10 protein-coding genes are annotated in these 8,236 nt (G+C 68.2%); 5 read left to right on the top strand and 5 right to left on the bottom strand.

What is annotated here, in order from left to right:
- The 3 genes from ACFE7U_RS04940 to ACFE7U_RS04930 all read left to right on the top strand — a co-directional run.
- On the top strand, positions 1-855 hold an 855-nt coding region (locus ACFE7U_RS04940; protein ID WP_375408622.1), incomplete at its 5' end, for a tetratricopeptide repeat protein.
- A gap of 260 nt (positions 856-1,115) precedes the next feature.
- Positions 1,116-1,910, top strand: coding sequence for an inositol monophosphatase family protein (locus ACFE7U_RS04935; RefSeq protein ID WP_375408621.1), 795 nt, complete (start codon positions 1,116-1,118; stop codon positions 1,908-1,910).
- Between the two features lie 79 nt (positions 1,911-1,989).
- Positions 1,990-2,535, top strand: a complete 546-nt coding sequence (locus ACFE7U_RS04930; protein WP_375408620.1) for an adenine phosphoribosyltransferase — start codon at positions 1,990-1,992, stop codon at positions 2,533-2,535.
- A gap of 130 nt (positions 2,536-2,665) precedes the next feature.
- Here ACFE7U_RS04930 and purQ read toward each other — a convergent pair whose 3' ends face one another.
- The 5 genes from purQ to ACFE7U_RS04905 all read right to left on the bottom strand — a co-directional run bounded on the left by purQ (position 2,666) and on the right by ACFE7U_RS04905 (position 6,080).
- The gene (gene purQ, locus ACFE7U_RS04925) at positions 2,666-3,346 is read right to left on the bottom strand and encodes a phosphoribosylformylglycinamidine synthase subunit PurQ (RefSeq protein ID WP_375408619.1); all 681 of its coding nucleotides are present in this window, start codon (positions 3,344-3,346) and stop codon (positions 2,666-2,668) included.
- Positions 3,346-3,585, bottom strand: coding sequence for a phosphoribosylformylglycinamidine synthase subunit PurS (purS, locus tag ACFE7U_RS04920; protein WP_375408618.1), 240 nt, complete (start codon positions 3,583-3,585; stop codon positions 3,346-3,348). Before purS ends, purQ begins: the two co-directional genes overlap by 1 nt.
- An 89-nt stretch (positions 3,586-3,674) precedes the next feature.
- Complete coding sequence (locus ACFE7U_RS04915; RefSeq protein ID WP_375408617.1) at positions 3,675-3,908, bottom strand: hypothetical protein; 234 nt, start codon at positions 3,906-3,908, stop codon at positions 3,675-3,677.
- Between the two features lie 136 nt (positions 3,909-4,044).
- Positions 4,045-4,641 (bottom strand): ActR/PrrA/RegA family redox response regulator transcription factor, encoded by a 597-nt coding sequence (locus ACFE7U_RS04910; protein WP_375408616.1) that lies wholly within the window; start codon positions 4,639-4,641, stop codon positions 4,045-4,047.
- 38 nt (positions 4,642-4,679) lie between these two features.
- Positions 4,680-6,080 carry an ActS/PrrB/RegB family redox-sensitive histidine kinase gene (locus tag ACFE7U_RS04905; RefSeq protein ID WP_375408615.1) on the bottom strand — a complete coding sequence of 467 codons (1,401 nt, stop codon included), beginning with the start codon at positions 6,078-6,080 and terminating at the stop codon, positions 4,680-4,682.
- Positions 6,081-6,229: 149 nt separating this feature from the next.
- Here ACFE7U_RS04905 and ACFE7U_RS04900 point away from each other — a divergent pair, with 149 nt between their 5' ends.
- Together ACFE7U_RS04900 and ACFE7U_RS04895 are read left to right on the top strand one after the other, a co-directional pair.
- Positions 6,230-7,507 carry a polyhydroxyalkanoate depolymerase gene (locus tag ACFE7U_RS04900; protein WP_375408614.1) on the top strand — a complete coding sequence of 426 codons (1,278 nt, stop codon included), beginning with the start codon at positions 6,230-6,232 and terminating at the stop codon, positions 7,505-7,507.
- 62 nt (positions 7,508-7,569) lie between these two features.
- Positions 7,570-8,236: M48 family metallopeptidase (locus tag ACFE7U_RS04895; RefSeq protein ID WP_375408613.1), on the top strand; the 667-nt coding region annotated here is incomplete at its 3' end.

Here is an 8,236-nt window from a genome sequence, read left to right as displayed (position 1 = left end):
GTGCCGGGGCCGTCGAGCAAAGCCCCGGATATCGCCTTCGGCGCCTACCAGCGCGGCCAATACGCCACCGCCTTTCGCGAGGCGACGAAGCGGCTCGCGGCGGACCAGAAGGATGCCGCCGCCATGACGCTGCTCGGCGAGCTCTATAACCAGGGGCTCGGCATCCGCCAGGACGCCGTGAAGGCGGCCGAATGGTACCGGCTCGCGGCCGCGCAGGGCGATGCCCATGCCATGGCGGCCCTCGGACTGATGGCGGTCGATGGCCGCGGCGGCCCCAAGGACGCCAAGGCCGGGCGGGCCTGGCTCGAGAAGGCCTCGGACAAGGATGACGCGACGGCCGCCTACAATCTCGGCCTGCTCCTCTTGGGCACGGGCAATGCGAACGAGCTCTCCAGGGCTGCCTCCCTGTTCCAGAAGGCGGCCGAGGGGGAGATCGGCGCGGCCCAGCACAATATCGGCGTGCTCCATCTTCAGGGGCGCGGCGTCACGAAGGACCCGGCCAAGGCGGCCGAGTGGTTCCGGCGCGCGGCCGATAACGGCGACCTTGCAGGAGAGGTCGAATTCGCCATCCTGCTCTTCAACGGCACCGGCATTCCCAAGGACGAGATCCGCGCCGCGCGCTATTTCGCCCATGCGGCGTCCCGCGGGAACGCCATCGCGCAGAACCGCCTCTCGCGGCTGTTCGCGGCGGGGCGCGGCGTCCAGAAGAACCTAGTCGAGGCGGCGGCCTGGAACCTCGCGGCCTCGGCGCAGGGGCTCAGCGACGCCTGGCTCGACCAGTCGCTCGCCGGCCTCAGCACGGAGGATCGCGGCCGGGCGGAGAAACTGGCGGCCGAACGCGTCAGCATGAACTGAGCGGCATCCCCGCCGCGCGAGGCAGACCCGCGTCGGCCGGACGCGTGGGACGTGTCATGGCCGGACCGGATCTGTTAAGGGGAGGGCCGTCGGGCGGACCGCTTCCGATGGAACTCCCCCGTCCCGAGGTACCGGCGCCACCGATGGCGACGAGCATCTCTCTCGCGGGTCCCGCTCGGCTGCGTCAGTCGAGTGCGCGACCTCGGTGGCCAGGACCGCTCCGCCTTCTCGCCCTTCCAACGACCCGGACCAGCAGACCGATGATCAGCTCACCTCTCATGACCGTGATGGTCGACGCCGTGCGCAAGGCGGCCCGCAGCCTCAAGCGCGACTTCGGCGAGGTCGAGAACCTTCAGGTCTCCCGCAAGGGTCCGGGCAACTTCGTCTCTGCCGCGGACCGCAAGGCCGAGGAGGTCCTGCGCGACGCCCTGATGAAGGCTCGCCCCGGCTACGGCCTGATCCTCGAGGAGTCCGGCGCGATCGAGGGCCAGGACAAGAGCCATACCTGGCATGTCGATCCCCTCGACGGGACCACCAACTTCCTCCACGGCATCCCGCATTTCGCGATCTCCGTGGGACTGGAGCGCGACGGCCAGATCGTGGCGGGCGTGATCTACGATCCGATCAAGGACGAGCTGTTCGTGGCCGAGCGCGGCAAGGGCGCCTACCTCAACAACCGCCGCCTGCGCGTCTCGGGGCGCATCGACATGGCGGACGCCCTCGTCGCCTATGGCTCGCCCTATCTCGGGCGCGGCGACCATCCCAAGCTCCTGCGCGAGGTCGCCGCTGTGATGGCGGTGACGGGAGGCGCCCGTCGCTTCGGTTCGGCGGCGCTCGACCTCGCCTACGTCGCTTGCGGCCGCTCCGACCTGTACTGGGAGCGCGACCTGCAGACCTGGGACATCGCGGCGGGCATCATCATCGTGCGCGAGGCTGGCGGCTTCGTCACCAGCGCCGACGGCGGCGCCGAACCCCTCGCCGCGCGCTCGGTCGCCTGCGGAAACGAGGCTCTGCACGGCGAACTGGTCAAGCTCCTGCGCCGGGCACATGCGTGAGGTGGGTCCGACTTTCCAGCCGGCGTAGCTTCTGATCTAACGCGCGCGTCAAACGCCAGAATCGACGAAAGCCGTCCGCATGGAAGCCCGCCGCCACATCGCGCTCAAGGACTCGATCCGCTCGATTCCGGACTACCCCAAGCCCGGGATCATCTTCCGCGACATCACCACACTGCTAAGCGACCCGCGCGCGTTCCGCCGGGCGGTGGACGCGCTGGTGCATCCGTTCGCGGGCGGGCGGATCGATCAGGTCGCCGGCATCGAGGCACGCGGCTTCATCCTCGGCGGCGCCGTGGCGCACCAGCTCTCGTCGGGATTCGTGCCGATCCGCAAGAAGGGCAAGCTCCCCCACACCACCGTCTCGATCGCCTACGCCCTCGAATACGGCACCGACGAGATGGAGATCCATGTCGACGCCATCAAACCGGGCGACCGTGTGCTGCTCGTCGACGACCTCATCGCCACCGGCGGCACCGCCTGCGCCGCGGTGAACCTGCTGCGCCAGATCGGCGCCGAGGTGGTGGCGGCCTGCTTCGTCATCGACCTGCCGGAGATCGGCGGCGCGCAGAAGCTGCGCGACCTCGACGTGCCGGTGCGGACGCTGATGGAGTTCGAGGGACATTGAGAGACGCCCTTCCCTCCCCCTCGCGGCGAGGGACCGAGGGTGGGGCTGGCTGGGTGACCCTCTGCGGAGGCCAGCGGAACCACCCCCACCTCCAACTCCTCCCCGCAAGGGGGAGGAGAGTGCGGGCTTCCTAAGCCGCCAGGCTCGCGAACAGCCCCCGCCCGTCGGTTCCGCCGACCAGATCCTCGACGAAGTTCTCCGGGTGGGGCATCAGGCCGAGCACGTTGAGCCCGTCCGAGTAGATGCCCGCGATCGAATTGAGCGACCCGTTTCGGTTGGCGTCCACGGTCGTCTCACCGCCGGCATCGCAGTAGCGGAAGGCGACCCGGCCTTCGCCCTCGATTCGTGCGGTCGTCTCAGGATCCGCGAAGTAGTTGCCCTCGCCATGGGCGACGCAGACGTCGATGACCTGGCCCTTCTCGTAGGCCGAGGTGAAGCGGGTATCGGCCCGCTCAACCCTCAGCAATTGCCGGTGGCAGATGAAGCGCCGGTCGACGTTGCGCATCAAAACACCCGGCAGCAGGCCGGATTCGCACAGGATCTGGAAGCCGTTGCAGATGCCGAGCACGAGGCCGCCGCGTTCTGCATGGGCCCGCACCGCATCCATCGCCGCCGCGCGCCCGGCAATGGCGCCGCAGCGAAGGTAATCACCGTAGGAGAATCCACCCGGCAGCACGGCAAGGTCGGTGCCGGCCGGCAGCGCCGTCTCGGTGTGCCAGACGGTGGTGACGTCGGCACCCGCGAGCCTCAAGGCCCGCGCCACGTCCGCCTCGCGGTTGGAGCCGGGAAAGACGACGATGGCGGCACGCATCAGGCGATCTCGATCGCGTAGTCTTCGACGACGGTGTTGGCCAACAGCTTCTCGCAGGCTTGGCGCAGGGTCGCCTCGGCGCTCGCGCGGTCGATCGTCCCGAGCTCGATGTCGAAGACTTTGCCCTGACGCACGCCGTCGATCCCGTCGAGACCGAAGGAGGACAGGGCCGCCTCGATCGCCTTGCCCTGGGGGTCCAGCACGCCGGTCTTCAAGGTGACGATGATGCGGGCTTTCATGGGCGGGCAACCGATCCGGTGAGGGAAATCTGCCCTGCGGATAGTCCGTAATCCCCGCACTGGCAACGCGAGCCGCCGCCTCGACGGCGTCAGCGCGGCGTGGACGCCCCGCGGATCGGCTCGATGCTGGTGGCCCGGCGCCAGAGCTGGAGCATCACCCACGCGGCGAACACGCTGAAGACCACCATCAGCACGTGCCCGGCCCGGTCGCCGAGATCGAACAGGCCGGCAAGTGCCCAACCCGACGCGATCGCTACGGCAAAGACCTCGGTGCCGACCAGCACCATCATGCTGACGATCGTGATCAGGTTACGCGTGTTCACGGGTCGACTCACCTTTCAGACCATGAGGGGGACAAGACCCCTCACGGCGCGGACAGGCCGCGGGCATAGCTCAAACAGCCGGAGGGCCGCAATATCGGCCGTCCCCATGCGGAAAACGAGCTTTACTGGCCCACGATCACCGCGGAGCACGCTTGGCGAGAATCCGCTGAAGCGTGCGACGATGCATGTTGAGGCGGCGGGCCGTTTCCGAGACGTTGCGGCTGCAGAGCTCGTAGACGCGCTGGATGTGCTCCCAGCGCACACGGTCCGCGGACATCGGGTTCTCGGGCGGATCGGCGCGCTCGCCCGGCTGGGCCATCAGCGTTCCGTGGATCTCGTCCGCGTCGGCCGGCTTGGCGAGGTAGTCGAAGGCGCCGAGCTTCACCGCAGTGACGGCCGTCGCGATGTTGCCGTAGCCGGTCAGGATGACGCCGCGCGCTTCGGGACGGCGCTCCTTGAGCCGCGCGATCACGTCGAGGCCGTTGCCGTCCCCGAGCCGCATGTCGATCACCGCGAAGGCCGGTGGATGCGCCTCGACGGCGGACACCCCTTCCGCGACGCTCTCGGCGACCCGAACGCTGTATCCGCGCATTTCCATCGCCCGTGCGAGCCGGGTCGAGAACGGCTTATCGTCGTCGACGATCAGCAGGCTGCGATCCGAGAAAGCCGCCAACGGATCGTTGTCGGCCAGCGAGACAGGGTCGGCATTCGGTATTGCAGCTTGCGTCAGCATCTGACGCTCCTCCAGTTTTCTGATCACTCTGAGGAACTTTATATAGGTACCGCACCGCGTTCGATCAGGGGGGAGACAGTCGTCGCATCGGATTCCTTGAGCGCAATCGTCTCTCTCTCGAAGATGTGACGCGCCCAGGAGATCCGCACCACGGCGCCGGTGGTCGGTTGACCCTCCGCATCGTGGCTGGACACGTTCGAAAGCGAGAGCTGTGCTCCCGATCGCTCGATCAAGGTCTTGGCGATGAACAGCCCGAGCCCCAGCCCGGCCCCGGCCTCGCCGCCCTGGCGCGACTTATCCGGGCTGCGCGTGGTCACGTAGGGCTCGCCGGCGCGCAGCAGCACCTCGCTGGAAAAGCCTGGGCCGTCGTCGCGGATCTCGAGCGAGACGCGCTCGTAGGTCCAGCGCGCTTCGATCGCGACCCGGCTCTCGGCGAAGTCGACGGCGTTGTCGACGATGTTGCCGAGTCCATACATGATCCCGGGATTGCGCCGGCAGACCGGCTCGGGGCCTTCCCCGTGCTTGGTGATGTCCAGCGCGACGCCCATGGCGCGCTGCGGCTCGACGAGTTCCTCGACGAGGTGGCTGAGCGTCACGGTCTGCAGAAAGCCGCCCTCATCGCTGTCCAGCGACGTGAGCTTGGAGAGGATGCCGCGGCAGCGGTCGACCTGGTCGCGCAGGAGCTTCAGGTCGTCCTGCACGGACGGCGAGGCCGAGGCGCCGAGCTGACGGGTCAGCTCCTTCGTCACCACCATGATCGTCCCCAGCGGTGTCCCGAGTTCGTGGGCCGCCGCCGCCGCGAGACCGTCGAGCTGCGAGAGGTGCTGCTCGCGCGCCAGCACCAGCTCGGTGGCGGCGAGCGCCTGAGCGAGCTGGCGCGTCTCGTCCGCGACCTTCCAGGCATAGACCCCGGTGAATGCCGTCCCGAGCAGGATCGCGGTCCAGACGCCCGAGATGTAGAGGAATGGCAGTTCGAGCCGCCCGTCGCTGAACCAGGGCAGCGGACGGTGGACGAGGGCGAGCAAGGTCGCAAGGCCCACCGCCAGTAGTCCCAGTGCCAGGGTCCGTTCCGGCGGCAGGGCGGTCGCCGAGATCAGGACCGGGGCGAGGAACAGCAGGGAGAACGGGTTCTGCAGACCGCCGGTGAGGAAGAGCAGCGCCGCGAGCTGGATGATGTCGAAGGCGAGCAGGAGCGCCGCCGAATCGTCGCTGAGCCGATAGCTTGCCGGAAAGCGGATCCTCAAGGCGAGGTTGAGCCAGGACGAGGCCGCGATGACGAGGAAGCACCATCCGAACGGAAGAGGCAGGCCGAGGCCGAACTGCGCTCCCACGACGGCGGCGCTCTGGCCCGTGATGGCGAGCCAGCGCAGCCGGACGAAGGTGTCGAGCCGCAGGTGCCGCGCCGCCCGGACGAATCCGCTCGTTTCCGTGTCCATCATGATGGGGGAACGATAGCGCCCGCAGCCGGGCCGTCCATCCCCGTCGCGCGATCAACCCGTCCGGATCCGGCGGGAACGGGAACTGGAGAGCAGTCGTTCAGGTTCCTCGTGCACCATCTGTTCGATTGACGGGACGCGTGAGGGCGGTGATGAGTCAGGCCTATTACTGGTACGAGATGGCGCGCTGGTCGACGGCGCCCGCCCGCATCGCCGCGGATATGCTCAAGCACAGCCTCGAAAATCCGGCCAATCCGTACTCCTATTCGCCCTACGCCCGCTCGGCCAAGGCCGCCTGCGAGATGTTCGAGCGGGTGACCCGGCGCTATGCCAAGCCGAGTTTCGGCCTGACCGGAACGGTCTTCGACGGCGTCAGCGTGCCGGTGAGCGAGCGCGTCGTCTGGGAGCGGCCGTTCTGTCGCGTCATCACCTTCGATCGCGGTTTCGTGCGCGGGCCGGCCGAGCCCCAGCCGAAGATCCTCGTCGTCGCGCCGATGTCGGGCCATTACGCGACGCTTCTGCGCGGCACGGTCGAGGCGCTGCTTCCCGACCATCAGGTCTTCGTGACGGACTGGGTGGATGCCCGCGCGGTGCCGCTCTCCGAGGGGCGCTTCGATCTCGACACCTATATCGATTACCTGAAGGACATGTTCCGGGACCTCGGCCCCGATCTCCATGTCATGGCCGTCTGCCAGCCGGCGGTGCCGGTCTTCGCCGCGGTCGCGCTGATGGAGGCAAAGGGGCGATCGGGCGTGCCTGTCTCGATGACCTTGATGGGCGGACCGATCGACACCCGCCGCTCGCCCACCGCCGTCAATTGTCTCGCCCAAGAGCGTGGCACCGCTTGGTTCGAGCGTCACTGCATCACGACCGTACCGGTCGGCTACCCGGGAGCCTGGCGTAGCGTCTATCCCGGCTTCTTCCAGCTCTCCGGCTTCATGGCGATGAACATGGACCGCCATGTCGATGCCCACTCGGAGATGTTCGATCATCTCGTGACCGGCGACGGCGATTCGGCCGACAAGCATCGCGAGTTCTACGACGAATACCTCGCCGTGATGGACCTCACGGCCGAGTTCTACCTGCAGACGGTGAGGACGGTGTTCGTCGATCATGCGCTGCCCAAGGGCGAGATGTACCACCGGGGGGAGCGCGTCGATCTCGGTGCCATCCGCCACTGCGCCATCCTGGCGATCGAAGGCGAGAACGACGACATCTCCGGGGTCGGACAGACCAAGGCGGCCCTCGACCTGACGCCGAACCTGCACGAGGACCGCAAAGCCTATCACCTGCAGCAGGGGGTCGGGCATTACGGCGTCTTCAACGGCTCGCGCTACCGCACCGTCATCGCGCCGCGGATTGCATCCTTCGTGCGCGAGATGCAGGGTCTGGCGACGTCCCGCGTAACGCACCTGCGCCAGGTCGGCTGAGAACAGACATTCGGCTGCCGCGGGGCATGGAAGCGGACGCGGTGGATGGCTAAGCTGCCCCCATGCGACTCGCACTCCGGCGACGGCCCGTCCCCGATCCCGACCATATCGAGATCCAGCACGGAGACGAACGACTTCGCGTCGGCCTGCGTCGGCGTACGACCGCGCGACGCCTGACGCTGCGCGTCAGCAACGCCACCGGCGAGGTCGTCATGACCTTGCCGGCGCGGACGGCGCTCTCGACCGCGCAGCGCTTCGCCGAGAGCCATGGCGGCTGGATCGCGATGCGGCTTGCGAAGGTGCCCGAACGCATCGCGCTCGATGCCGGTTCGGTCCTGCCCTTGCGCGGAACACCCCACCGGGTCGTCCATCGCGGCACCCGCAGCCGCGCCACGGCGTGCGAGGCGATCGATGGCGAGCCCGTCATCGCCGTCTCCTGCGAGGCGCCTCACGTGGCACGACGGGTCCGCGATTTCCTCGATCGCGAAGTCCGCAAGGACTTGGGCACCGCCGTCGCTGCCTACACCGCAGCCCTCGGCCAGGGGCCCCGGCGCATCACGGTGCGCGATACCCGCAGCCGCTGGGGGTCGTGCACGGCGAGCGGCGACCTCAACTTCTCCTGGCGCCTGATCCTGGCGCCGCCCCTCGTGCTCGATTACCTCGTGGCGCACGAGATGGCGCATTTGCGCGAGATGAACCATTCGCCCCGGTTCTGGGCGCTGCTCCGTT

Origin of the sequence: uncultured Methylobacterium sp. (assembly GCF_964251405.1) — a bacterium.
In the GTDB taxonomy this organism is placed as follows: Bacteria; Pseudomonadota; Alphaproteobacteria; order Rhizobiales; family Beijerinckiaceae; genus Methylobacterium.
Note: the sequence above shows the minus strand (reverse complement) of the source record. Positions and strands in the feature narration are given on the sequence as shown.

What these genes read in the sequence shown, in the direction of transcription:
- ACFE7U_RS04930 (WP_375408620.1), top strand. Translation starts at nt 1,990, where the DNA reads ATGGAAGCCCGCCGCCACATCGCGCTCAAGGACTCGATCCGCTCGATT.
- purQ (WP_375408619.1), bottom strand. Translation starts at nt 3,346, where the DNA reads ATGCGTGCCGCCATCGTCGTCTTTCCCGGCTCCAACCGCGAGGCGGAC.
- ACFE7U_RS04900 (WP_375408614.1), top strand. Translation starts at nt 6,230, where the DNA reads ATGAGTCAGGCCTATTACTGGTACGAGATGGCGCGCTGGTCGACGGCG.
- ACFE7U_RS04935 (WP_375408621.1), top strand. Translation starts at nt 1,116, where the DNA reads ATGATCAGCTCACCTCTCATGACCGTGATGGTCGACGCCGTGCGCAAG.
- ACFE7U_RS04910 (WP_375408616.1), bottom strand. Translation starts at nt 4,641, where the DNA reads ATGCTGACGCAAGCTGCAATACCGAATGCCGACCCTGTCTCGCTGGCC.
- purS (WP_375408618.1), bottom strand. Translation starts at nt 3,585, where the DNA reads ATGAAAGCCCGCATCATCGTCACCTTGAAGACCGGCGTGCTGGACCCC.
- ACFE7U_RS04905 (WP_375408615.1), bottom strand. Translation starts at nt 6,080, where the DNA reads ATGATGGACACGGAAACGAGCGGATTCGTCCGGGCGGCGCGGCACCTG.